Source organism: Anoxybacillus sp. J5B_2022 (assembly GCF_026847645.1).
GTDB lineage: Bacteria > Bacillota > Bacilli > Bacillales > Anoxybacillaceae > Anoxybacteroides.
This window is the reverse complement of the sequence record NZ_JAPSMC010000164.1, coordinates 1-739: the sequence shown is the minus strand read 5'-3', so window position 1 is coordinate 739 and position 739 is coordinate 1. Positions and strand designations below refer to the sequence as shown.

Annotated in this window: 5 tRNA genes; all 5 read right to left on the bottom strand. The window is 52.1% G+C overall.

The features are described 5' to 3' along the window. Positions 1–290: 290 nt before the first annotated feature. Positions 291–383, bottom strand: a tRNA-Ser gene (locus M4I42_RS17015). A gap of 13 nt (positions 384–396) precedes the next feature. Then, positions 397–473 (bottom strand) — tRNA-Ile (locus tag M4I42_RS17010). Positions 474–480: 7 nt separating this feature from the next. After that, positions 481–557 (bottom strand) — tRNA-Met (locus M4I42_RS17005). A 9-nt stretch (positions 558–566) separates the two neighbouring features. Beyond that, a tRNA-Ala gene (locus M4I42_RS17000) sits at positions 567–642 on the bottom strand. A gap of 15 nt (positions 643–657) precedes the next feature. Beyond that, positions 658–734, bottom strand: a tRNA-Pro gene (locus M4I42_RS16995). Between the last annotated feature and the right edge of the window lie 5 nt (positions 735–739).

The window sequence follows — 739 nt, the reverse complement described above, 5'->3', positions numbered from 1 at the left end:
AATAAAAAGATAAATGGATATTTGCTATGCTCCTTGTTCCTTTAGCCGTCCCGCTCTCAGTATGCCTATTCAAGTTGCAGTTCGAGCGGTACGCTGTAGCTTTTTCACAGAAGCTTATTCGGTCGTGCTCCACCCCGCGATGATAAAAGATAAATAAAATTTTTGCCATGCTCTATGTCTCTTCGGCTGCCTCTTCCTCTACTAGCCATTTCGAGGATGTTCGATGCGTCGAGGCAACTCGCAGCGAATTCACAGATGTGTTGCTCTACTCTGCAATAATAATTGGTTAATGGCGGAGGAGGAGGGATTCGAACCCCCGCGCGCCTCTCGACGCCTCTCGGTTTTCAAGACCGACCCCTTCAGCCAGACTTGGGTACTCCTCCGTATATTTCAACATGGTGGACCTTGTAGGACTCGAACCTACGACCGGACGGTTATGAGCCGTCTGCTCTAACCAGCTGAGCTAAAGGTCCGAATCGATGGTGGCGGTGGAGGGGATCGAACCCCCGACCTCACGGGTATGAACCGTACGCTCTAGCCAGCTGAGCTACACCGCCGTGATATTATGGTGGAGCCTATCGGGATCGAACCGATGACCTCCTGCGTGCAAAGCAGGCGCTCTCCCAGCTGAGCTAAGGCCCCATTTTTGTCTTCAACTGGTCGGGAAGACAGGATTCGAACCTGCGACCCCATGGTCCCAAACCATGTGCTCTACCAAGCTGAGCTACTTCCCGTTACA